This window comes from Streptomyces sp. NPDC002835, from assembly GCF_053591995.1.
In genome coordinates, this window is record NZ_JBSFUW010000001.1 from 182,383 (window position 1) to 203,935 (window position 21,553).

At 71.9% G+C, this 21,553-nt stretch carries 19 protein-coding genes and 2 tRNA genes; 4 read left to right on the forward strand and 17 right to left on the reverse strand.

Annotated features, from left to right (window positions below):
• Positions 1 to 673 precede the first annotated feature (673 nt).
• The gene (locus ACWD01_RS00870; RefSeq protein ID WP_451156688.1) at positions 674 to 1,519 is read right to left on the reverse strand and encodes a DegV family protein; all 846 of its coding nucleotides are present in this window, start codon (positions 1,517 to 1,519) and stop codon (positions 674 to 676) included.
• Between ACWD01_RS00870 and ACWD01_RS00875 the strand changes: the two genes are divergently transcribed.
• Positions 1,518 to 1,730 (forward strand): hypothetical protein, encoded by a 213-nt coding sequence (locus ACWD01_RS00875; RefSeq protein WP_451156690.1) that lies wholly within the window; start codon positions 1,518 to 1,520, stop codon positions 1,728 to 1,730. The genes ACWD01_RS00870 and ACWD01_RS00875 overlap by 2 nt on opposite strands.
• Here ACWD01_RS00875 and ACWD01_RS00880 read toward each other — a convergent pair.
• Together ACWD01_RS00880 and leuS are read right to left on the reverse strand one after the other, a co-directional pair.
• The gene (locus ACWD01_RS00880) at positions 1,688 to 2,503 is read right to left on the reverse strand and encodes a hypothetical protein (RefSeq protein WP_451156692.1); all 816 of its coding nucleotides are present in this window, start codon (positions 2,501 to 2,503) and stop codon (positions 1,688 to 1,690) included. The genes ACWD01_RS00875 and ACWD01_RS00880 overlap by 43 nt on opposite strands.
• Before the next feature lie 113 nt (positions 2,504 to 2,616).
• Positions 2,617 to 5,469 (reverse strand): leucine--tRNA ligase, encoded by a 2,853-nt coding sequence (leuS, locus tag ACWD01_RS00885; RefSeq protein WP_451156694.1) that lies wholly within the window; start codon positions 5,467 to 5,469, stop codon positions 2,617 to 2,619.
• Positions 5,470 to 6,042: 573 nt separating this feature from the next.
• On the opposite strand from leuS, the gene ACWD01_RS00890 reads away from it, so the two are divergent.
• Positions 6,043 to 7,506 (forward strand): hypothetical protein, encoded by a 1,464-nt coding sequence (locus ACWD01_RS00890; RefSeq protein ID WP_451156696.1) that lies wholly within the window; start codon positions 6,043 to 6,045, stop codon positions 7,504 to 7,506.
• A complete protein-coding gene (locus ACWD01_RS00895) occupies positions 7,503 to 9,098 on the forward strand; it encodes a ferredoxin (RefSeq protein ID WP_451156698.1) in 1,596 nt (531 codons plus the stop codon). The genes ACWD01_RS00890 and ACWD01_RS00895 overlap by 4 nt, the downstream gene beginning before the upstream one ends.
• Before the next feature lie 63 nt (positions 9,099 to 9,161).
• Here the strand turns inward: ACWD01_RS00895 and ACWD01_RS00900 are convergent.
• From ACWD01_RS00900 to ACWD01_RS00935, 8 genes are all read right to left on the reverse strand, one after another.
• A tRNA-Ala gene (locus ACWD01_RS00900) sits at positions 9,162 to 9,234 on the reverse strand.
• A 166-nt stretch (positions 9,235 to 9,400) separates the two neighbouring features.
• Positions 9,401 to 9,634, reverse strand: a complete 234-nt coding sequence (locus ACWD01_RS00905) for a hypothetical protein (RefSeq protein ID WP_355115859.1) — start codon at positions 9,632 to 9,634, stop codon at positions 9,401 to 9,403.
• Positions 9,635 to 9,984: 350 nt separating this feature from the next.
• Positions 9,985 to 10,057: transfer RNA gene (locus ACWD01_RS00910), tRNA-Ala, on the reverse strand.
• Between the two features lie 139 nt (positions 10,058 to 10,196).
• Complete coding sequence (locus ACWD01_RS00915; protein WP_451156700.1) at positions 10,197 to 10,847, reverse strand: histidine phosphatase family protein; 651 nt, start codon at positions 10,845 to 10,847, stop codon at positions 10,197 to 10,199.
• A 23-nt stretch (positions 10,848 to 10,870) separates the two neighbouring features.
• On the reverse strand, positions 10,871 to 11,305 hold the full coding sequence (rsfS, locus tag ACWD01_RS00920; protein WP_451156702.1) for a ribosome silencing factor: 435 nt from the start codon (positions 11,303 to 11,305) through the stop codon (positions 10,871 to 10,873).
• A 96-nt stretch (positions 11,306 to 11,401) separates the two neighbouring features.
• Entirely contained in the window at positions 11,402 to 13,189 is a 1,788-nt protein-coding gene (locus tag ACWD01_RS00925; RefSeq protein ID WP_451156704.1) for an LCP family protein, read from the reverse strand.
• Between the two features lie 19 nt (positions 13,190 to 13,208).
• Positions 13,209 to 13,844 carry a nicotinate-nucleotide adenylyltransferase gene (nadD, locus tag ACWD01_RS00930; RefSeq protein ID WP_451156706.1) on the reverse strand — a complete coding sequence of 212 codons (636 nt, stop codon included), beginning with the start codon at positions 13,842 to 13,844 and terminating at the stop codon, positions 13,209 to 13,211.
• 38 nt (positions 13,845 to 13,882) lie between these two features.
• Positions 13,883 to 14,044, reverse strand: a complete 162-nt coding sequence (locus ACWD01_RS00935) for a hypothetical protein (RefSeq protein ID WP_451156708.1) — start codon at positions 14,042 to 14,044, stop codon at positions 13,883 to 13,885.
• A gap of 219 nt (positions 14,045 to 14,263) precedes the next feature.
• Here ACWD01_RS00935 and ACWD01_RS00940 point away from each other — a divergent pair, with 219 nt between their 5' ends.
• A complete protein-coding gene (locus ACWD01_RS00940; protein WP_451156710.1) occupies positions 14,264 to 15,406 on the forward strand; it encodes a M48 family metallopeptidase in 1,143 nt (380 codons plus the stop codon).
• Here the strand turns inward: ACWD01_RS00940 and ACWD01_RS00945 are convergent.
• From ACWD01_RS00945 to rfbC, 6 genes are all read right to left on the reverse strand, one after another.
• Positions 15,388 to 16,470 carry an SCO2583 family membrane protein gene (locus ACWD01_RS00945; RefSeq protein ID WP_451156712.1) on the reverse strand — a complete coding sequence of 361 codons (1,083 nt, stop codon included), beginning with the start codon at positions 16,468 to 16,470 and terminating at the stop codon, positions 15,388 to 15,390. The two genes, ACWD01_RS00940 and ACWD01_RS00945, sit on opposite strands and share 19 nt — an antisense overlap.
• 126 nt (positions 16,471 to 16,596) lie before the next feature.
• A complete protein-coding gene (locus tag ACWD01_RS00950) occupies positions 16,597 to 17,217 on the reverse strand; it encodes an SCO2584 family spore wall biosynthesis protein (protein WP_451156714.1) in 621 nt (206 codons plus the stop codon).
• A 90-nt stretch (positions 17,218 to 17,307) separates the two neighbouring features.
• Positions 17,308 to 18,600: a glutamate-5-semialdehyde dehydrogenase gene (locus tag ACWD01_RS00955; RefSeq protein WP_451156716.1), complete on the reverse strand. Its 1,293-nt coding sequence runs from the start codon at positions 18,598 to 18,600 to the stop codon at positions 17,308 to 17,310.
• Between the two features lie 89 nt (positions 18,601 to 18,689).
• A complete protein-coding gene (locus tag ACWD01_RS00960; RefSeq protein ID WP_451156718.1) occupies positions 18,690 to 19,364 on the reverse strand; it encodes a hypothetical protein in 675 nt (224 codons plus the stop codon).
• Between the two features lie 137 nt (positions 19,365 to 19,501).
• Positions 19,502 to 20,608, reverse strand: coding sequence for a glutamate 5-kinase (gene proB, locus ACWD01_RS00965; RefSeq protein ID WP_451157335.1), 1,107 nt, complete (start codon positions 20,606 to 20,608; stop codon positions 19,502 to 19,504).
• A 335-nt stretch (positions 20,609 to 20,943) separates the two neighbouring features.
• Positions 20,944 to 21,540, reverse strand: coding sequence for a dTDP-4-dehydrorhamnose 3,5-epimerase (gene rfbC / locus ACWD01_RS00970; RefSeq protein WP_451156720.1), 597 nt, complete (start codon positions 21,538 to 21,540; stop codon positions 20,944 to 20,946).
• Positions 21,541 to 21,553: the final 13 nt, after the last annotated feature.

Genomic DNA, 21,553 nt, shown 5'->3' on the forward strand with positions numbered 1-21,553 from the left:
CGGTTCCGATGGCCTGCCCGCCCCGGCCGCTCGCACCCGGCCGCCGGAGCCGTTTCGCCCCGGACCGGTGCCCGCCCCCGCCCGCCGCCCCCCGAGGGGCGTGGGTGGGCGTGCGGACACCAGCGTGGAGGGGGGCGAGGACGGGCCGGTCCCAGCCTGTCCGGACGCCACGCCCGCAGCCGCTCCCGCTTCCCCGCCCACGGCCTGCGGACCCGGCCCGAACAGGGCGTCAGCCCGCCGCCGCAAGGTGGCTGCCTCTGCCGTCGGCGCGCGTCCGCCACGCAGGCGAACGGCCCGTAAGCCACGGCCGTTCACGCCGGCCCTCCGTCCGGGACCGACGTCTCCGCCGATGCCTGGCGGCGTCACCGGGGGCACGCGTCCACCTGCGTGCAACGGCCCGCGCCCCGGTCCGGCAATGGGCCCGTACACGGGCGCGTAAACGGGCTCGCGCCGGCGGAGACGGCCGTGAACGCGGCCGTGGCCGTGGCTGGCACGGCTGTCGGAGGCCGGGGCGCGCCCCGGGCCACTGGTTGCGGTACGTGATCGAAGAGCCATGTCACAGGACGGTAGGCACCAGCGCCCGAACCCGCTGAGAGGCACCGATTTCAGTGGATAGCCCACCCGTTGTGGACAACTCGGCCACCCTCACGGGTGACCGCAGCGGCCGGCTTCCTCAGCGCGCCGAGACCACGACGCCCAGCAGACCCGGTCCCGTGTGCGCCCCGATCACCGCGCCCACCTCGCTGACATGCAGCTCTGCCAGGCCCGTCACCCGCTCGCGCAGCCGGTCCGCGAGTGCCGCGGCCCGCTCCGGCGCCGCGAGGTGGTGAACCGCGATGTCGACCGGGGCGGTGCCGGCACGTTCGGCGGCGATCTCCTCGAGCCGGGCGATGGCCCGCGACGCCGTACGCACGCGCTCGAGCATGTCGATGCGGCCTTCGGTCAGTTGAAGCAGGGGCTTCACGGCGAGCGCGGATCCGAGCAGCGCCTGTGCCGTACCGATCCGGCCGCCGCGGCGCAGGTAGTCGAGCGTGTCGACGTAGAAGTACGCGGACGTGCCTTCCGCCCGTTTCTCCGCCGCGGCCACCGCCTCGTCCAGCGAGCCGCCCGCCTCCGACACCTCCGCGGCCGCGAGCGCGCAGAACCCGAGGGCCATGGCGATCATTCCGGTGTCGACGACCCGCACCGGCACGGGTGCGTCCTTCGCCGCCAGCACGGCCGCGTCGTACGTCCCGGACAGTTCGGCGGAGAGGTGCAGCGAAACGATTCCCGTGGCCCCGGCGTCGGCCGCGGCGCGGTACGCCTGGCTGAACATCTCCGGGCTGGGACGGGACGTCGTCACCGAGCGCCGCTTCTGCAGGGCGGTCGCCAGCGAGCGGGCCGAGATCTCGGTGCCCTCCTCCAGCGCCTGGTCACCGAGGACGACGGTCAGCGGCACGGCGGTGATGGAGTGCCGCTCCATCGCCGGCGGCGGCAGGTAGGCCGTTGAATCGGTGACGATCGCGACATGGCGGGACATGAGCGGGAGGTTACCCGCAGGCGAGGCCGTACGGCAGCCCGACCCCGCCCCGGACGCGACGCGCCGTACGGTCGGCGGCACCCGCCCCCACCCGATGCGGGGACGCCATGTGCCGTACGCCCGCCCGGCCACCCCGCCCGAGGCAGGGAACGGCCGGGCCGCGACGCGTCAGTTCGTGGTCTCCGGCCGGGTGGTCTTCTGCCACGGATAGGTCGTCGGCTGCCGCGGGTCCCGGGCGGTGATCGCCTGGGGCCGGTCCTGCGCCTCCGGCTCCGCGCCCGCCTCGGACTCCGGCGCCGCCGCCGGCCATGTCTGGGTGGCGCCCGGTCCGGCCCCGGCCGGCTCCGAGACTTCCGAGTCCGGCGCCTGCGGCCATGCCGAGGCCCCGGCGCCCGTGTTGCCCGCGCCGCCGCCGAGGCCCGCGTCAGCCGTGCCGTCCGTGGCCGACCAGTGCCGCAGCGCCCCCGCCTCCATGTCGATCTGCGCGCTCAGCGCGTCGAGATCGCCCTCGGCGAACTTCTGCGCCCGGTCCCGTGCCGCCCAGCGCAGCGCTTCCGCGGAGTGCGTGACCTGTTCCGTGCGCTCGCGCAGCCCCGGCATCAGCGAGGACACCTTGGCCCGGTCCGGCTCGCGCTCGAGCCGCCTGAGCTCGTCGTCCAGCTCTCGCCCGTGCGCGCTGAGCCGCTGGAAGAGGGCCAGGGACTCGGAGAGCGAAGCGTCCTCCGCGACCCCCGCGTTCAGCGTGTCCTGGGTCGCCCGCATCGACGTACGCAGCTTCAGCCGCAGCTGGGCGAGCTCGCCGACGACGCCGGTCTGCCCGTAGCTCTTGGCGCGCAGCGCGGTCTCCTCCACCGTCCGCCGCGCCTGGGTGACGGTGCGCTCGACGCCGCGCTTGGCGGCACGCACGGCCTTCACGCTCACGTACACCCCCAGCGCCACGAAGGCGAAGAAGAGCAGCGCGAGAATCGTGATCACGGCTTCCATGTGCGCCCTCCGGCGTCGTGTGTGTCCTTCCACCGTAAACGGAACGGGCAGGCCGTAGGTTCCGGCGGAACCCCCAACCTGCCCGTAGGGGAAGCCCCCGACAGCCCTGTCCGCTACGCGGGCACGATGTTGACCAGCTTGGGAGCCCGCACGATCACCTTGCGGATCCCCGCGCCGCCCAGGGCGGTGACGACGGGCTCGGCGCCCAGCGCCAGTGCCTCCAGCTCCTCGTCGGTGATCGACGGGGCGACCTCCAGGCGGGCCTTGACCTTGCCCTTGATCTGTACGACGCAGGTGACGGTCTCGTCCACCACGTACGCCGGGTCGGCGACCGGGAAGTCCTGGTGGACGACCGACTCGGTGTGGCCCAGCCTGCGCCACAGCTCCTCCGCGACGTGCGGGGCCAGCGGTGCCACCAGCAGCACAAGGCGCTCGGCCACGGACCGCGACACCGGGCCGCCCGTCTTCGTCAGGTGGTTGTTCAGCTCGGTGATCTTGGCGATGGCGGTGTTGAACCGCATGGCCGCCATGTCCTGCGAGACCCCGTCGATGGCCTTGTGCAGGGCGCGCAGCGTCGCCGCGTCCGGCTCGCCGTCGACGACCGTGACCTCGCCGGTCGCCTCGTCGACGACATTGCGCCACAGCCGCTGCAGCAGCCGGTACTGGCCGACGACGGCGCGGGTGTCCCACGGCCGGGAGACGTCGAGCGGGCCCATCGCCATCTCGTACAGACGCAGCGTGTCGGCACCGTACTCGGCGCAGATCTCGTCAGGGGTGACGGCGTTCTTCAGGGACTTGCCCATCTTGCCCAGCTCGCGCTTGACCGGCTCGCCGTCGAAGTAGAACTTGCCGTCGCGCTCCTCCACCTCGGTGGCGGTGACGGGGAAGCCGCGCTCGTCGCGGTAGACGTACGCCTGGATCATGCCCTGGTTGTACAGCTTGTGGAACGGCTCGACGGAGGAGACGTGCCCCAGGTCGAACAGGACCTTGGACCAGAAACGGGCGTACAGCAGGTGCAGCACCGCGTGCTCGGCGCCGCCGACGTACAGGTCGACGCCGCCGTGCGGCTGTCCTTCGCGCGGCCCCATCCAGTACTGCTCGATGTCGGGGGCGACCAGCCGCTCGCTGTTGTGCGGGTCCAGGTAGCGCAGTTCGTACCAGCACGAACCGGCCCAGTTGGGCATGGTGTTGGTCTCGCGGCGGTAGCGCTTGGGGCCGTCGCCCAGGTCCAGCTCGACGTTGACCCAGTCCTCGTTGCGGGACAGCGGCGTCTCGGGCTGGGTGTCCGCGTCGTCGGGGTCGAAGGTGCGCGGCGAGTAGTCGTCGACCTCCGGCAACTCCAGGGGCAGCATCGACTCGGGCAGCGCGTGCGCGACGCCGTCCTCGTCGTAGACGATCGGGAAGGGCTCGCCCCAGTAGCGCTGGCGGCTGAACAGCCAGTCGCGCAGCCGGAAGTTGACCGTGCCCTCGCCGATGCCCTTGTCCGTCAGCCAGGCGGTGATCCTCGCCTTGGCCTCGGTGACGTCCAGACCGTCCAGGGAGATCTCGTCGTTGGCGGAGTTGATGGCGGGGCCCTGCCCGGTGTACGCCTCGCCCTCCCAGCCCTCAGGCGGCCGCACGGTGCGGACGATGGGCAGCTCGAATGCCTCCGCGAACTCCCAGTCGCGCTCGTCCTGTCCGGGGACGGCCATGATGGCGCCGGTGCCGTAGCCCATCAGGACGTAGTCGGCGACGAAGACGGGGATCCGCTCGCCGGTGACCGGGTTCACGGCGTACGAGCCGGTGAAGACGCCGGTCTTGTCCTTGTGCTCGGTCTGGCGCTCGACGTCGCTCTTCGTCTGGGCCTGCTTGCGGTAGGCGGCGACGGCCTCGGCGGGGGTCGCGGCCCCGCCGGTCCACGCCTCCTTGACGCCTTCGGGCCACTCGGCCGGGACGATGGAGTCGATCAGGCCGTGCTCGGGCGCCAGCACCATGTAGGTGGCGCCGAACAGGGTGTCGGGGCGGGTCGTGAACACGGTGATCCGTGCGCCGTCGTTACCGTCGACCGCGAAGTCGACGCGGGCGCCCTCGGAGCGGCCGATCCAGTTGCGCTGCTGCAGCTTGATGGCCTCCGGCCAGTCCAGCGCGTCCAGGTCGTCCAGCAGCCGGTCGGCGTAGGCGGTGATGCGCATGTTCCACTGGCGCAGCTTGGCCTTGAAGACGGGGAAGTTGCCGCGCTCGGAGCGGCCGTCGGAGGTGACCTCCTCGTTGGCCAGGACGGTGCCCAGGCCGGGGCACCAGTTGACCGGCGCGTCGGAGGCGTACGCCAGGCGGTAGTCGCTCAGGACGCCGGCGCGCTCGACGGCGCTCAGGTCGGTCCAGGACTGCCCGGAGGGAACGGCGCGCTCCCCGCTCTCGAACTGGGCGACCAGCTCGCGGATCGGGCGGGCCCTCTCCGCCTCCTGGTCGTACCAGGAGTTGAAGATCTGCACGAAGATCCACTGGGTCCACTTGTAGTAGTCCGGGTCGATCGTCGCGAACGACCTGCGGTTGTCGTGGCCCAGGCCCAGCCGGCGCAGCTGCGCCTTCATGTTCTCGATGTTCGCCTCGGTCGACACGCGCGGGTGCGTGCCGGTCTGCACGGCGTACTGCTCGGCCGGCAGGCCGAAGGCGTCGAAGCCCAGGGTGTGCAGGACGTTGTGCCCGCTCATGCGCTGGTGGCGGGCGAAGACGTCGGTCGCGATGTACCCCAGGGGGTGACCGACGTGCAGGCCCGCACCCGACGGGTACGGGAACATGTCCATGATGAACTTCTTGGGCTTCGCCACCTGGGCGGGGTCCCCCGCCAGGTCGCCGCTCGGGTTGGGCGCCTCGTAGGTGCCCTCCGCGTCCCAGAAGTCCTGCCAGCGTGCCTCGATGTCGGCCGCCATGGCGGCCGTGTAACGATGCGGGGCCGCTGTCTCAGCAGCCGAGTTCATCTCGCTCATGATCCTTAAAGCTCCATCGATCGTCTTCGCCGACTGCCAGCCGATTCACGTACCAGGGGAAATGAAAAATCCCCTCGCACAGGAGGGGACGCCGCGCCGATTCCGACCGGATTTCTCATCCGTCGGGACTGATCAGCGCGGCTCGCTAAGCAGAAGGCGTACGGCACGCATGGCGTCAGGGTACCGCAGCGGAGGAACCGTCCGCAGAGGTGTCCACGCCGAGCCACTTCCCGACCGTGTCCGAGCGATTACGGCCGATTCGGGACCGATGCCGACCGCTCCCATCGCGCCGCCCGATGCCCCAGCGGCGAGTTTCGGCCGTCGCGGGTGATCAAGCCGTCCGGGTTACTCCGCGTATCGACCCCATCCAGGGCAACCCCCAAGTCAGTTGTGCTCACTTCACCGCGATAAACCTCGAAACCTCGTACCACTTGGTATGGGTCGACCTAGAGTGCGTCAACGGGACAGCTTTCCCGCACCATTCGGAGTCGCCCCATGAACCCTCGTCTCAAGATGCGTTTGCCGTCCGGTCCGGACCGCGGAGTCAGCCGCCAGGTGCAAGGCGGCGTCTCCGTGGCCGCGTTGGTGCTCCTACCTCTGCTCGCCGTCGGAGGCGGCGACAGCTTCCGCGCCATGCTCGACTTCACCACCGGGGTCCTCTCCCTGGTGTCGCTCACCGCGTCCGTCGCCTGGGGTCTCCTCGCCACCGACAGACTGCTGTTCTCCCCGCGCCACCGCCTGCTCGCCCAGGGCATCCACCGGGCGACCGCCATTGCCTCGCTCGGCTTCCTCCTTCTGCACGCCACGGTGAAGGTGTCGCTCGGGCACGTGTCGCTGCTCGGAGCGCTGATCCCCTTCGGCCTGGGCGTGACCGGCACGGAGGCGCTGATCGGCTTCGGCTCACTGGCGGGGATCCTGATGGTGGTCGCCGGCACGACCGGCGCCCTGCGCAGCGCACTGGCCGGCAACATCAAGGTCGCCGGCCGCTGGCGGCCGCTGCACATGCTGGCGTACCCGGCCTGGTGCTTCGCCCTGGTCCACGGCCTCTACACCGGCCGCCCGGCCGCGACCTGGGTCGTGACCATGTACTGCCTGGCCCTCGCCGGAGTCGCCGCCGCGCTCGCCGTCCGGCTGATGCCGCGCCCCGTGCAGCGCCGCATCGCAGAAAGGATCATGCAGCTGACCGGCGGCGACGGAGCCGGCCGGCCCGCGGCCGCGGACGAGCAGGCACAGCGGGACCTCAGCACCGCGCCGCTCCCCGGCATCGGTGCGATGAACGGGACGGGCCGCCCGACCGTACCCGCAGGCATGGACCGCATGGACCGTATGGAGCGCATGACCGGGAACGGCGTGCCGCCGCAGCGCCCGTACGAGCAGGACTTCCAGCCGCCCCTCGGCCAGGCGCGTGCCCAGCCCCCGAGGCTCGCCGCGCCCTCCCCGCAGCTCTACGAGGCGCCCAGGCCGCAGGAGGAGAAGCCGGCCGCCGTGCCGGACGGCGCCGCCGCCGGCCGCGGCACCGGCATGGCCGCCGCCTACCGCGCCGTATCGCTGGCCGGCGACCCGCAGCCCCCGCTCGCCGAGCGGGTGCCGATGACCGAGGAGATACCCGTGGTGTCGGAGACGGGCCCGATGACGGGCAACTGGCCGACGCCTTCGCCGCCGCCGCCGGCGCAGTCCGTACGGCCCGACCCGGCGGCGCCCCTCCACGACACCCCACCCCCGCCGCTCTTCGACGCGGCCCCCTCGTACGACTCGCCCGCGGCCCCGTACGGCGGCTCCGCCGCGTACGACGCGCCCTCCCCGTACGACACCGGCGCGATCCCTCCGTACGACACGGGCAGCGTCCCGGCCTACGACACCACCTACGGCCCCGGCTACGGCGCCTCGCCGTCCGACCCGCCGGCCCCCTACGACGACCGGCCGTCCTACGACACCGGCGCCCTCCCCCCGTACGACGAGACAGCACCACTGCCAGGCCCCCTCTTCCAGCCCCCGGCCGGAGAGCCCTGGCACGCACCAGCAGGAGAACGACCGTGAACGCGCCCCTCCCCGACGTCCCCGAGGTCCGCGTCGTCGGCCTTCCCCAGCTGACCCAGGGGTTCGACCTGGTCGAACGCCTCGACCTGCCCATGCACCTGAAGGTGCACGGACCGCTGGAGCCGGTGAGCGGCGAACGGCTCGCACAGCTCGCGGAGGACATATCCCTCACCGGCCGCGGCGGCGCGGGCTTCCCCTTCGGCAAGAAGCTGCGGGCCGTCGCCAAGTCCGCGATCCGGCGCGGCATCCGGCCGGTGGTCGTCGTCAACGGCAGCGAGGGCGAGCCCGCCTGCCGCAAGGACACGGTGCTGCTCAACCGCGCGCCGCATCTGATCCTCGACGGCGCGCTGCTCGCCGCGGAGGCGCTCGGCGCACGGACCCTCGTCGTCGCGGTCACCCGCAACTCGACCGAGGTCTCCATGCGCGCAGCGCTCGCCGAACGCGGTCTCTCGGACCGCCGCGGCCAGGCCCTGCGGGCCAGAGTGGTCCGCACACCGGAGCGCATGGTCTCCGGCGAGGCATCCTCCGTCATCCGGGCCGTCAACGGCGGTCCCGCGCTGCCGCCCGGCCGCCGTGTGCGCGCCGCGGAGACCGGTGTCGGCGGGGCTCCGACGCTGCTGTCCAACGCGGAGACGTTCGCGCAGCTCGCCGTCGCCGCCCGGATCGGCGCCCGCCGCTACAGCCACACCGGTCTCGACACCGAGCCCGGCACCGTCATGCTGACGATCTCCGGGGCGGTCGCCCGCCCGATGGTCGTCGAGGTGCCGACGGGCGTGCCGCTGCGCTACGTGCTCCAGCTGGCCGGTGCGCCGCCCGAGCCGCAGGGCGTCCTGACGGGCGGCTACCACGGCAACTGGATCGACGCGGCCGCCGTCCATGAAGCGGTGGTGTCCAAGGAGTCCCTGGCCTCCGTGGGCGGCGCGCTGGGAGCGGGCGCGATCCTGCCGATCGGTCCGGAGACCTGCCCGCTCGGCGAGGCGCTGCGGGTGGCGAACTGGCTGGCCGCGGAGACCGCCGGACAGTGCGGCCCCTGCAAGCTCGGGCTGCCCGCCGCGGCCGGCGGGCTGGCCGATGTGATGAACGGCGGCGGGCCCGCGGCCCTGGAGGCGCTGCGCGAGGTCACCCAGGCCGTCAAGGGCCGTGGCGCGTGCAAGCACCCGGACGGCTCCGCCCGCTTCTTCGCGTCCACCCTGTCCGCGTTCACCGACGACCTCGCCGCGCACGTCCTGCACGGCGGCTGCGGGCGTGACACGACGGGTGTGCTGCCGCTGCCGCTGCCCGGCTACGAGGAGGCGGAGGAGTCGATCCCGAGCGGCGAGAAGATCTTCGTCGACTGGACGCTCTGTCAGGGCCACGGGCTCTGCGCGGACATCATCCCGGAGCTGATCCGGCTCAACCCCGACGGCTATCCGTCGGTGGCCGACGCCATGGTTCCGGTGCACATGCAGGGACGCGCGCAGCGGGCCGTGCGGCGCTGCCCCGCGCTCGCCATGCGGATCGAGCGGGTCGCCTCCCCGGGCCCGACGCCGCCGCCCGCGCGCGCCGCGCTGCCGAGCAGCAACCGCAAGGCGCTTGGCAGCGGCCGCGGTTGACGGCGGACGCCCCAAAAGTGAAACGGGCCACCCGGATCGGGTGGCCCGCTTCACTGTCTTCTGTGGAGCTAAGGAGAATTGAACTCCTGACCTCCTGCATGCCATGCAGGCGCTCTACCAACTGAGCTATAGCCCCTTGCCGTGTGCCGACCGCTCCGGGTCTCCCCCGCGGCGGCGACGTAGAGAACATTAACGCGCCCGCCGCCGCATCTCCAAATCGATTCCACGCCCCCGCGGAACGCCCCGGAGGGCCCTGGGGCGCCGGGTCGCCCGTCGGGCGGCGCAGAGCGCCGGACGGGCCGTCAGGCCGTCGCGAACGAGTAGAAACGTTTGAGTGTGCAGTGCTCGTCCAGGAGCCGGCCGTAGATCGGCTCGCCCTCCAGCTCGCGGTACGTCTCGATCGGGTCGCCTTTTATGATCAGCGCCCGCGCGCACTCCTCGCACCAGTACTGGAACTCGGCATTGACCGGATCCATGTCCCGGACGATCGGCGTACCGCTGCCGCACCAGTCGCATTTCCGCCTGTGGGCACCCATCACTCAGCTCCAGCTGTGGCCGCAGGCCGTGCACACGTAGGAAACGCCGCCGTTGTCCCCGAGGACCTGAGCGACATGGGCAGAACCGCAGGAAGGACAGCTGAGGCGCGCGCCGGCCTCCGCCGTGGCAAGCAGGTCATCGGCAGCCTCCCCGGCTTCCTCGCCGCTGGCGGACATCGTGCGCTCCCTCCCGTACCGCCGGTGTCCCCTCCGGCCGTCCGATTCTGCCATGACCACGCACACCGGTCAGCGGCGTTCGCGTACGAGATCGGCCATGGCGCCGCGGCAGTGCGGGCCGTCCCGGGAGAACGCAGAATCCCGCCCCCTCGAAGGGGACGGGATCCGGATTGTGGAGCTAAGGAGAATTGAACTCCTGACCTCCTGCATGCCATGCAGGCGCTCTACCAACTGAGCTATAGCCCCGCGTGTTCTTCGCGCTCGGCGCTGCGAACAAGAAGAACTCTAGCCTGCGACCTGCCGGAAAGTGAAATCCGGGTCCGGAGTCCGCTCGGGCGCCGGGGCCGGACCCGGCCCGGCTCAGAACCCCCGCGCGGCGCCCCGCTCAGGTGTCGTCGCCGAGGACCGGCTCCGGGAGGGTGCCGGCGTTGTGCTCGAGCAGACGCCAGCCACGCGCGCCTTCGCCCACCACCGACCAGCAGCAGTTCGTGAGGCCGCCGAGGCTCTCCCAGTGGTGTGCGTCGAGACCCAGCAGCCGGCCGATGGTCGTACGGATGGTGCCGCCGTGGCTGACGACGACGAGGGTGCCGTCGTCGGGCAGCTTCTCCGTGTGGTGGAGCACCACCGGGGCGGCCCGGTCGGCGACCTCGGTCTCGAGCTCGCCGCCGCCGCGCCGGACCGGCTCGCCGCGCTTCCAGGCCGCGTACTGCTCGCCGTACCGCTCGACGATCTCCTCGTGGGTCAGACCCTGCCAGGCGCCGGCGTAGGTCTCGCGCAGGGCGGCGTCGTAGGACACGTCGAGTCCCGTGACGGCGGCCAGCTCGCCTGCCGTGGCCGCGGCCCGCTTCAGGTCGGACGCGACGATCGCGTCCGGATTCAGCGATGCGAGCAGCCGCGCGGCACGGCGTGCCTGAATGACGCCGGCCTCGGTCAGCTCGATGTCCGTGGAGCCCTGGAAGCGGCGCTCCAGATTCCAGGCGGTCTGGCCGTGGCGCCACAGCACGATGCGCCGGCCGCGCGCCGGCCGCCTGGTCACCCCGGTGCCGGAGACGATGCCGTTCAGCGCTGCTCCCCTTCCGTGTCACCGCCGGTGAGCTTGGCGTGCTCCTCCGCCTTGCCGCGGGTGTTCCGGGCGTCCTCGGGGAGCGCGAGCTCGGGGCAGTCCTTCCAGAGCCGCTCGAGGGCGTAGAAGACCCGCTCCTCGCTGTGCTGCACGTGCACCACGATGTCGACGTAGTCGAGCAGGATCCAGCGGGCGTCGCGGTCCCCCTCGCGGCGCACCGGCTTGGCGCCGAGCTGCTTGTTCAGCCGCTCCTCGATCTCGTCGACGATCGACTTGACCTGGCGGTCGTTGGGGGCGGAGGCGAGCAGGAAGGCATCGGTGATGGAAAGCACATCGCTGACGTCGTACGCGATGATGTCGTGCGCGAGCCGGTCGGCCGCCGCCTGGGCGGCGACGGTGACGAGCTCGATGGAGCGATCAGTGGCGGTCACAAGCAGGCTTTCGTCGGCGGTCAAGAACCCTTCAAGGGTCTCACGGACCGCCGACACTCCTCGCAGCCCTTGCTCGCGGCGGCGCCGCCGCCCCGGTCAGCCCGCGTTCCCCGTCTCGAAATCGGGCCCGAGCACGACCGAGATGTCGGCGTTGGCGGCGGCCTTGCCCTTCATCACCGCACCGGCCGGCAGGCCCAGCGTCTTGGCGACCTCCTGTGCCTTGGCCTTCTGCCCGTCGTCGGCGTAGGTGACCTGCGAGGCGTCGACGGAGTCGGTCTTGCCGCCGCTCACCACGCTGTAGCCGCCGTTGATGAGGGTGACCCTGGCGCTCTCCAGGGCGTCGGCCTTCCCGCTGCCGTTCCTGATGCCCACGCGGACCGTGTCGCCGGGTTCGGGAGCGCTGACCGAGCCGCCCAGGACGTCCTTGACCACACTGCTCGCGGCCTTGTCGCTGAGCGTGCCGTCCTCCTGGACGGGCAGTACCGCGGTCCGGTAGTCGCCGCCCTTGGCACGCTCGGCGAGCTTGGCGAGGGAGGCGCCGAGGTCGGGTTCCTTCAGCGACGGGTCGAGGATCTGCCCCAGCGTCTCCACGATGACCGTCGCCGACTTCGGGTCGTCCGGGAGCTTCTTGAGCACGCCCTGCATGACCTGGCCGAAGCGCAGCAGCTGCTTCTCCTCGGCCTCGTCGGGCCCGAGGTGGGTGGCGTACGCGACGGCCGCCCGGCCGTCGAGGGTCTGGCTCTCCCCCTTCTTCACGAGGGGCGGGTCACCCTTCTTCGCGCCGGGCACCTCGGTGTCGGTGGTCAGGTCGATCGTGCCGACCAGTTCGACGAGGTTCTCCAGGAAGGGTGTGTCGAGCCGCCAGGTCCCGGAGATGTCGGCGCCGAGCAGAGTGCCGACGGCCTCACGCGTACCGGTGGAGCCGTCGTCCTCGACGGACTTGCCGAGGGTCGTGGCGGTGCCGTCGTCGTTGGCGACGGAGAGGCTGTTGGGGAGCAGGACCGTGGTGCCCTGCCGGGTGGTGGCGTTGTCGACCAGGAGGGCGGTGGAGGTGCCCTCCTTCTTGGTGTTGTGCAGATGCACCACGATGACGTCGCGCTTCTGCGGGCCGGCCGCCGTGTCGGACTTGGTGTCCGAACCGGAGAGGCCGGGCAGCTTGCCCGCGTACCAGAGGTAGCCGACGCCGCCGACGAGGACGAGCGCCATCGTGACCATGAGGGCGACGACACGGTTGCGACCGCGGCGCTTGGCCTCCTCGCGCCGCTCCGAGCGGCTCTCGGTGAACTTCAGCCAGTCGATGACGTCTTCGGAGTCGTCGTCGGGCTCCTCGATGAACGCGAACTGCTCCGTCTGGTACGGCCGCTCGCCGCTCTCCGGCCGGCGCTGACCCGGCACGGCGGCCGGCTCGGGAGATGCCACCGGGGCGGGAGGCTGCTGTCCCTGGTACTGCGGGGCCTGCTGTTGCTGTTGCTGTTGCTGTTGCTGTTGCTGTTGCTGCGGGATGTTCCACTGCGCGGTGGTGTCGACGGCGGGCTGTATGCCGGTGTCGTATCCGTAGCCAGCCTGAGTGGCGTACGGGTCGTACTGGCCGCCCTGCTCCTGGGGCGCGTACTGGTCGTAGCCGTACCCCTCCGCCTGGCCGTAGCCCTGGTCCGCGCCGTACCCCTGGCCGGAGGCGTAACCCTGCCCGGAGCCGTAGCCCTGCGTGCTCTGGCCGTCCTGCTGCTGGCTCTGCTGGCTCTGCTGCTGCGGAGGGTGGCCACCCTGCTGCTGTGCGTAGGGGTCGTACTGCTGGGGCTGCTGATAGACCGGCTGCCCGTACTCGTCGTAGCCGACGATCTGCGGCTGGTAGTACGGGTCGTACGGACTCTGCTGGTCGTTCAACGGTGCCCCTCTCCGCGGCTCACTCGCCGCGGTACAACTGGCGCTTGTCGATGTAGCGCACCACACCGTCCGGCACCAGGTACCAGACCGGGTCCCCCTGGGCGACTCTCTTCCTGCAGTCGGTGGAGGAGATGGCCAGAGCCGGCACCTCCACCAGGGAGACCCCGCCCTCGGGCAACCCGTCGTCCGTCAGATCATGGCCCGGCCGGGTCACTCCGATGAAGTGGGCGAGCGAGAACAGTTCCTCCGCGTTCCGCCAGCCGAGGATCTGGGAGAGCGCGTCGGCACCCGTGATGAAGTACAGGTCCGAGTCCTCGTTGAGGGCGTGCAGATCCCGCAGCGTGTCTATCGTGTACGTCGGTCCGCCGCGGTCGATGTCGATACGGCTCACGGAGAACTGCGGGTTCGACGCCGTGGCGATGACCGTCATCAGATAGCGGTCCTCGGCCGGTGACACGTTCTTGTGGCTCTTCTGCCACGGCTGCCCGGTCGGCACGAACACCACCTCGTCGAGGTGGAAGAGGGCGGCCACCTCGCTGGCGGCCACCAGGTGCCCGTGGTGGATCGGGTCGAACGTGCCGCCCATCACGCCGAGTCTGCGCTTGCCCGCACCGGAGCGGGTGCGGGTGCCCGCGGCCGCTGTCTGCTCTCCCATGCGTGCAGAGCCTACTGGCACCGGCCGCCGGCCACGGCTCAGCGGTCGCGGTTGAAGCGGGTGGTGATCCACAGCAGCAGCATCAGCGCGACGAAGGCGCCGACGCCGGTGACATACGGGTTCAGGCTTGCGTGGTTGCCGCCGTGCTCGGCGCCTTCGGCGAGAGTGACCAGGTTGGCGGCGGTGCCGGTGAAGCTCATCTTCAACAGAACCTATCGATCGGGAACGGGTGCGGGGACTTCGCGGACATCGTATGCGGGCGGTCCGGGCACGCTCACGCCGACTCAGTCGTTGTGCAGTCCGCAGGCGCCGTCACCGGGGCATCCGGAGTTGTCCACAGGCCCCACCGTGCCGCGGTCCCACCACCTAGGCTGGGGTCCGTCAGGGGGACGAGCGAGGACTCGCACCACACAGGGGGCATGATGACCAACAGCCACGAGCAGGTCCCGAGCAGGCAGCGCAAGCGCTTTCCGGAGATCTCCTCACGTGCCTACGAACACCCGGCGGACCGCTCGGCGCTCGTCGCACTGCGCAAGCTCAGCGGCTTCGACACCGTCTTCAAGGCGCTCAGCGCGCTACTTCCGGAGCGCAGCCTGCGACTGCTGTTCCTCTCCGACTCGGTGCGGGTGAGCGACGCCCAGTTCGCGCACCTCAACGACATGCTGCGGGACGCCTGCTACATCCTGGACCTGGACAAGGTCCCCGCGATGTACGTGACGCAGGACCCCCGTCCCAACGCCATGTGCATCGGCCTCGACGAGCCGATCATCGTCCTCACCACCGGGCTCGTGGAGCTGCTCGACGAGGAGGAGATGCGGGCGGTCGTGGGCCACGAGGTGGGCCATGCCCTCTCGGGCCACTCCGTCTACCGCACGATTCTGCTCTTCCTGACCGGCCTCGCCCTGAAGGTGGCCTGGATCCCGCTTGGCAATGTGGCGATCATGGCGATCGTCACGGCGCTGCGCGAGTGGTTCCGCAAGTCGGAGCTGTCCGCCGACCGCGCGGGGCTGCTGGTCGGCCAGGATCTTCAGGCGTCGATGCGCGGTCTGATGAAGATCGCCGGCGGCAACCACCTGCACGAGATGAACGTGGACGCGTTCCTCAAGCAGGCGGAGGAGTACGAGGCCGGGGGCGACCTCCGCGACTCCGTACTCAAGATTCTGAACGTGCTCCCCCGCTCCCACCCCTTCACCACGGTGCGCGCCGCCGAGCTGAAGCTGTGGGCGGAGAGCCGCGACTACCAGCGGATCCTGGACGGCCACTACCCACGCCGCACCACGGACAAGGACACCTCGGTCAGCGACTCCCTGCGCGAGTCCGCCGCGCACTACGCCGACTCGGTGCGCACCAGCAAGGACCCACTGATGAAGCTGGTCGGCGACATAGCGGGCGGCGCCGGCGACCTCGGCGGCAAGCTGCGTGACAAGTTCATGGGCAACGGCGGCCCGGCCGGCGCGGGCAACGGCTCGGGTCCGGCGGGAGGGACCGCGGGCGGCGGCGCCGCCGGCGGAGGTACGGCCGACGGCGGGACCACGGGCGGTGCTCAGGGCAGCGAGGGCTGAGCACCGGGGGTGAGCGACCCGCACACAGCCGTGGTGGGCCGTCCCGTCGCGTACGGATCGGTGGCGGCCGGGCCGTCGGAGTCCGGCCGCTGTCCGGCCAGCAGCGGCCGCAGGACGTCCGACGCTCCCGCCGAGCAGGACTGCGGCCCGGCCTGGAGATGGCTGGACCGCACCTCCAGGCGGTGGTGCACCAGATCGTCCCGGTCGAAGCGGAAGTGCAGCTCGCGGCGGACGGTGAAGAGGGAGGCGTCGCCGGCGGCCGGCCGGTCGGCGGCGTCGGCCCGCCGCAGCGCGTAGACGAAGGTGTGGTCGGAGGTGATCTCCAGCGCCGCCGGCCCGGTCTCCAGGACCTCCAGCGTGCCCTGCACCCGCACCTCGGGGTCGGCCAGCGCGACCTTCGCCGGGTCGAAGCGCACCAGCCAGCCGATCGCGGCCCCGCGTCCGTCGCCGGCCGGTGCGGCGACGCCCCCCTCGAACTGGTCCATCTGGTCCGGGTGGAGCAGCATGCGCACGGGCTGCACGGCCCCCCCGGTGAGCACGTCCGGGTCCAGTGAGGACGTCACGAGGTAGTCCTTGACGATCGCCAGCGCCGTCGTCACCTGCCCCTCCGTGAAGTGCTGGGTCCGGCGGACCGGGGGCATGGTGATTCCGGCGGCGCCGGTGCGGAACTGCTCCGCCGGGCTGTGCGCGTACAGCGCGGCCGGGGTGCCGCCCGGCACCGGGCCCCGCGGGGCGAGCGGGACGACGGTGATGCGCAGCGGCTCCGCCTGCCTGGCGGGGGCGGGCTGGTAGGGGTGCCGGACGCCGAGGTAGATCGCGGTGCCGAAGGCGATGACGACCAGGAGGACGAGCACCAGGATCTGTGCGGGCGCCCGCTTGGCGTCCCAGGTGGGCAGAGTTCGTACGGCGGGGGCGTGCTCGCCCATCCGCTCCATGGCCGAGAATTCCTGGACGCGGGCAGCACGGACGAACGACTCGTCGAAGACGACCGGTCCGTACTCGTCCTCTCCACCGCCGGGGAGCCCCTCGGGAGTCCCCTCGGGCGGGTCTCCACGCCCAGCCATACTTTGAGGGTAGGTCCGGCGGGCTGACCGTAAACGCGCTGGTACGCCACAACTTCTGACATGCCATCAGCAAGTTGCGCACGCGCCGCGCCCGGGTTAAGGGGAGGGGCCGCGCGGGGTCGCCGCTCAGTGGGCGGGCGGGACCGCGGAGGCCGCTGAGGGGGAGCGCTCGAGCAGAGCGGGCGGGCCGTCACCGTGTCCGCTGACCGTGGCTCCCGTCGGCGGCGCGTCGACACCGGTCCGCGCGGGCTGCGGCCCGGGGTCCTGCCGGTTGCCGTTCGAGGCTCCGCGGTAGACGGCCGTGAAGGCGAGCGCGACCATTCCGATGCCCATCAGCAGCGCCAGGAGCCAGGCGACCGGCCGGTGCCAGCGCGCGCTGCCCCGGTAGGGGCGCAGCGCCCCGCCGTGCGGTCCGTAGGGGCCCGCACAGTCGCCGTCGGGGCCGGTGTCCTCGTCGTCCTCGTCATCGTCGTGAGCACGTCGGCGGTGCCGGGAGCCGCGCCCGTCGTAGAGCTCGTCGTCGGCGGAGTGGCCCCGCAGGCCGGAGCGGGCGGCGTCCGCCTCCGCGCGTGCCTCGGCCGCGGCAAGCAGCCGCTCCACCGCGGTCGGTTCGTGGATCTTGGCGGCCCGTACGAAGTCCTCGTCGAACACCACGGTGGCGAAGTCCTCGTCCGCGCCCCCGCGGTCGACAGAGTCATCGGGGTCCCCGCCGTCCTGGAACGGCTTGCCCCCCACGTCGTCCGGCACGCCTTCAGCGTAGACCTGGGAGACCTGTTTGGGCAGGGAGAGTGCAGAATCTCCCCGCCCGGGTGACCCGGTGCGAAGCCCCGCCGACGGTCACCGCGTGTGACCGTCGCCCGTCACGATGTACTTCGTCGAGGTCAGCTCGGGCAGCCCCATCGGGCCCCGCGCGTGGAGCTTCTGCGTCGAGATCCCGATCTCGGCGCCGAATCCGAACTGGCCTCCGTCGGTGAAACGCGTGGACGCGTTCACGGCGACCGTCGTGGAGTCCACCAACTGGGTGAACCGCCGGGCCGCCGCCTGCGAGGTCGTGACGATCGCCTCGGTGTGGCCCGACGACCAGAGCCGGATGTGGGCGACCGCCGCCTCCAGCGACTCCACGACGGCTGCCGCGATGTCGTACGAGAGGTACTCGGTCTCCCAGTCCTCGGGGGTGGCGGGCACGATCGTGGCCTTCGTCGCGTCCGCGTACTCCACGACCCGCTCGTCGCCGTGCACGGTCACCCCCGCCTCTGCGAGGGCGTCCAGGGCGCGCGGCAGGAAGGCGGCCGCGACGTCCTTGTGGACGAGCAGGGTCTCCGCGGCGTTGCAGACGCTCGGCCGCTGCGCCTTGGAGTTGAGCAGGATGGCCACGGCCATCTCGATGTCGGTCTCGGCGTCCACATAAACGTGGCAGTTGCCGGTGCCCGTCTCGATGACGGGGACGGTGGACTCCTCCACGACCGTGCGGATCAGGGAGGCCCCGCCCCGCGGGATCAGCACGTCGACCATGCCGCGGGCCCGCATCAGCTCCCGTACGGAGTCCCGGCTCTCGCCCGGCACCAGCTGCACGGCATCGGCCGGGAGCCCCGAGCCGCCGACCGCGTCCCGCAGCACCCGCACCAGGGCGGTGTTGGAGGAGTACGCGGAGGACGAACCGCGCAGCAGCACCGCGTTGCCCGACTTCAGGCAGAGCGCGGCGGCGTCCACGGTGACGTTCGGCCGGGCCTCGTAGATGATGCCGACCACGCCGAGCGGCACCCGCACCTGGCGCAGGTCGATGCCGTTGGGCAGCGTCTGGCCGCGCACGACCTCGCCGACCGGGTCCGGCAGCGCGGCGACGTCGCGCACGTCGGCCGCGATGGCGCGCACCCGCTCGGGGGTGAGCGTGAGCCGGTCGACGATCGCCTCGCTGGTCCCCGCCTCGCGGGCGCGAGCGACGTCCTCTGCGTTGGCCTCGACGATCTCGCTCGTACGTACCTCGAGGGCGTCCGCCATCGCCAGCAGTGCGTCGTCCTTGGCCGACCTCGGCAGTGGCGCGAGGTCGGCGGCGGCGGCGCGGGCCCGGTAGGCCGCCTGGGCGACCGGGGACATGTTGTCGTACGGCGAGACCGAAGAGAGCGACGTCATACGTGCAGCGTAATGCGCCTTTGGCTGGCACCTGGCACGGATTCCGCACTCCGAGACGGCCGGGGCCGGCCCGTGGCCGGACGGGCAGCTCAGAAGGGGTGCACACCGACCCTCGCGGCGGGCGGCGGTCCGTAACCCTCGGCGACGCGCTGGTGATAGGTCTGCCGGTCGATGACCTCCAGGCCGACGATCTCCCATGGCGGCAGTTTGGCCGTCGACCGGTGCTCGCCCCACAGCCTGAGGGCGACGGCGGCCGCGTCGTGCAGATCACGCGCCTCCTCCCAGTAGCGGATCTCGGCGTGGTCGCCCGCGTACCGGCTGGTGAGGAGGAAGGGATGGTCGTGGGCCAGCTGCTCCAGGCCGCGGCGGACGTCCTTCAGCGGGGCGTCCGGGCCGGAGACGCTGAGCGTGATGTGCCACAGCCGGGACAGCGTCCGCTCCTCGTCGACGGCGCCGGGCCGTGTCCCGGTCCCCGGGCGGGCCGTACCGTCGCCGGGCCGGCCGGCGAATGCCTCGCGACGCACCTCCCCGAGCCCGCGGACGCGCCCGTCCACGGCCGTGTCGGCACGGTCCTCCACGACCACGTCGGCGCGTCCTTCCGCACTTCCGTCGCCGGGCCCGTCGTGGCCTCTGTCGCCGGGTCCGTCACCGAAGTCGGTGCCCGCCCCGACGCTGGTCAGGGCCCGCTCCTCGCCCACCGCCCGGCGGGCGGTGGGCGGCCTCCCGTTCCCTCGGGGCGCATCCCCTGGGCGCGCTCGTCTCACCGGCGGCCTCCCTGTTGCAGCGTCGTGCTTGGTCGTCGAGCCGATCCCCGTCCCCGCAACAAAGTTGACCAGCCCACGGCGGGCCGTGTGGCGGTTTTGGCAAAGGTCTGTGCCTGATGGGCGGACTTTCCGCCTTTTCAGGACTGGAGGACGACGAGATCGTCCCTGTGTACGACTTCCCGCTCGTACTCCGGGCCGAGTTCCTTCGCCAGGTCCTTGGTGGAGCGCCCGAGCAGCTGCGGGATCTCCTTGGCGTCGAAGTTGACCAGTCCGCGGGCCACCGCCCGGCCGGAGGCGTCACGCAGCTCCACCGGGTCCCCGGCGCTGAACTCGCCGTCCACCGCGGCGATACCGGCGGGCAGCAGCGACTTCCTGCCCACCACCACGGCCCGTACGGCACCGTCGTCGAGCGTCAGCGAGCCCTGCGGGGCCGAGGCGTGCGCCAGCCACAGCAGCCGGTCGGCCGACCGGCGGCCGGTCGCGTGGAAGTACGTGCCCGTCGCACGGCCGGAGAGCGCGTCGGCCGCGCGGCTCGCCGAGGTGAGGACCACGGGGACACCGGCGGCGGCGGCGATCCGGGCCGCCTCGACCTTGGTGACCATGCCGCCGGTGCCGACGCCCGCCTTGCCCGCGCTGCCGATCTGCACATGGGCGATGTCCTCGGGGCCGTGCACCTCCTCGATCCGGGAGCTGGCGGGCAGCGCCGGGTCCCCGTCGTAGAGCCCGTCGACGTCGGAGAGCAGGACCAGCAGGTCGGCCCGTACGAGGTGGGCGACGAGCGCGGCGAGCCGGTCGTTGTCGCCGAAGCGGATCTCGTCGGTGGCGACGGTGTCGTTCTCGTTGACGACCGGGACCGCGCCCATGGCGAGCAGCTGGTCCAGGGTCCGGTAGGCGTTGCGGTAGTGGGCGCGGCGGCTGGTGTCGTCGCCGGTGAGCAGCACCTGGCCGACGCGGACGCCGTAGCGGGCGAAGGAAGCGGTGTAGCGGGCGACGAGCAGTCCCTGGCCGACGCTGGCGGCGGCCTGCTGGCGGGCGAGGTCCTTGGGGCGGCGGGCCAGGCCCAACGGCGCCAGTCCGGCGGCGATGGCGCCCGAGGAGACGAGCACTATCTCCTTCTCGCCGCCGCTGCGGATCTTGGCGAGTACGTCGACGAGGGCGTCCACCCGGTCCGCGTCCAGCCCGCCGGAGGCGGTGGTCAGCGACGACGAGCCGACCTTCACGACGATCCTGCGGGCCCCGGTCACCTGCTCCCGCACCACGGCCGTCCGCCGTGCTTCCGCCTGCCCTGCGGCCTGTCCTGCCACGCTCTGCCTCGCCTCTGTCACAACGCCGAATGTATGCCAGCGCGCGCACCGTGCGCGCTGGCATTCCGTCCGCTGGACAACCGGGCACCCGCCCTAGGCCCGCGCGGGCCTATTGGACCCCCGCCGCCTCGGCACGCCGCAGAGCAGGGCTGCGGCGTGCCCAGACGCACGGTCGTGGGCCCGGTCGTCCGGCGTCTGCCGTCCGCCGGGCGCAAGAAGCCGCGCCGGGCCGGCGTCACGCGGCGGCTGAGGCGCCCGCTACGCCGGTCCGCTGATCAGCGGGTGCGCAGCTGCTCGCGGAAGGAGACGCAGTCCGCGTAGGAGGGCAGCAGCCCCTGCTGCTCGGCCTCCGCCAGGGACGGCGCCTGGTCGTCCTTCGGCGAGAGCAGCGGCTGGACGTCTGCCGGCCAGGCGATGGCGAGATCCGGATCGAGCGGGTGGATCCCGTGCTCGCGCTCGGGTGCGTAGCCCTCGGAGCACAGGTAGACGACGGTGGCGTCGTCGGTGAGAGCCAGGAAGGCGTGTCCGAGGCCCTCGGACAGATACACGGCGTGGTGGCTCTCGTCGTCCAGCCGGACGATCTCCCACTGCTTGTACGTGGGCGAGCCGGTGCGGATGTCGACGATGACGTCCAGCACGGCGCCGCGCACGCACTTGACGTACTTCGCCTGGCTGGGCGGCACGTCCGCGAAGTGGATGCCGCGCAGGGTGCCACGCCTGGAGACCGAGCAGTTCGCCTGGGCAAGGCTGAGGTCCTGCCCGGTGGCCTCGCGGAAGTCGTTGCCCCGGAACCACTCGTGGAAGCTGCCGCGCTCGTCGGGGAAGACGCTGGGCTCATGGAGCCAGGCGCCTTCGATCGAAAGGGGTTTCATGATGTAGCGGGAC

Excerpts from the sequence above, each read along its gene's own strand:
- ACWD01_RS00875 (WP_451156690.1), top strand. The coding sequence starts at position 1,518 with ATGAGCGGGAGGTTACCCGCAGGCGAGGCCGTACGGCAGCCCGACCCC.
- ACWD01_RS00870 (WP_451156688.1), bottom strand. The coding sequence starts at position 1,519 with ATGTCCCGCCATGTCGCGATCGTCACCGATTCAACGGCCTACCTGCCG.
- ACWD01_RS00880 (WP_451156692.1), bottom strand. The coding sequence starts at position 2,503 with ATGGAAGCCGTGATCACGATTCTCGCGCTGCTCTTCTTCGCCTTCGTG.
- leuS (WP_451156694.1), bottom strand. The coding sequence starts at position 5,469 with ATGAGCGAGATGAACTCGGCTGCTGAGACAGCGGCCCCGCATCGTTAC.
- ACWD01_RS00905 (WP_355115859.1), bottom strand. The coding sequence starts at position 9,634 with ATGGGTGCCCACAGGCGGAAATGCGACTGGTGCGGCAGCGGTACGCCG.
- nadD (WP_451156706.1), bottom strand. The coding sequence starts at position 13,844 with ATGGGAGAGCAGACAGCGGCCGCGGGCACCCGCACCCGCTCCGGTGCG.
- ACWD01_RS00935 (WP_451156708.1), bottom strand. The coding sequence starts at position 14,044 with ATGAGCTTCACCGGCACCGCCGCCAACCTGGTCACTCTCGCCGAAGGC.
- ACWD01_RS00940 (WP_451156710.1), top strand. The coding sequence starts at position 14,264 with ATGATGACCAACAGCCACGAGCAGGTCCCGAGCAGGCAGCGCAAGCGC.
- ACWD01_RS00945 (WP_451156712.1), bottom strand. The coding sequence starts at position 16,470 with ATGGCTGGGCGTGGAGACCCGCCCGAGGGGACTCCCGAGGGGCTCCCC.
- ACWD01_RS00955 (WP_451156716.1), bottom strand. The coding sequence starts at position 18,600 with ATGACGTCGCTCTCTTCGGTCTCGCCGTACGACAACATGTCCCCGGTC.
- rfbC (WP_451156720.1), bottom strand. The coding sequence starts at position 21,540 with ATGAAACCCCTTTCGATCGAAGGCGCCTGGCTCCATGAGCCCAGCGTC.